Annotated in this window: 1 protein-coding gene; it reads right to left on the bottom strand. The window is 58.8% G+C overall.

Annotated elements, in window-relative coordinates:
* Window positions 1-251 (bottom strand): TetR/AcrR family transcriptional regulator (locus R0J87_RS18845; protein ID WP_498888123.1); only part of this gene is annotated, 251 nt, incomplete at its 3' end.
* Window positions 252-371 lie beyond the last annotated feature (120 nt).

Below are 371 nucleotides of genomic sequence, written 5' to 3'. Positions count from 1 at the left end.
CTCCACCGTTCGATCGCCTCGACGAAAGTGGTCAGCACCTTGTCGCTGGCTCGCGAGAGCACCTCGGTGAAGAGGTTCTCCTTGCTTCCGAACATCCGCACCACGTATGGCTGGCTGATGCCGGCAGCTTTCGCGATCTGATCGGTGGTGGCACCGAAGTAGCCGCGCTCTCCGAATACGATGCTCGCCGCCGCGAGTATCTGCTCGCGACGTTCGCTCGCTGGTATGCGGCTGATCGGGGTCTCGTTCACAGTTGACAGGTTATCAGCCGATTACTACTCTGACTCTAGTAATCATTCGATAACCACTTGAGGATCCACATGACTGCTCACCATCGGCACACGCCGGTCTGGCTGGCCATCGTCGCAGCA

Origin of the sequence: Halomonas sp. SIMBA_159 (genome assembly GCF_046536035.1) — a bacterium.
Classification (GTDB): domain Bacteria; phylum Pseudomonadota; class Gammaproteobacteria; order Pseudomonadales; family Halomonadaceae; genus Vreelandella; species Vreelandella venusta_A.
Note: the sequence above shows the minus strand (reverse complement) of the source record. Positions and strands in the feature narration are given on the sequence as shown.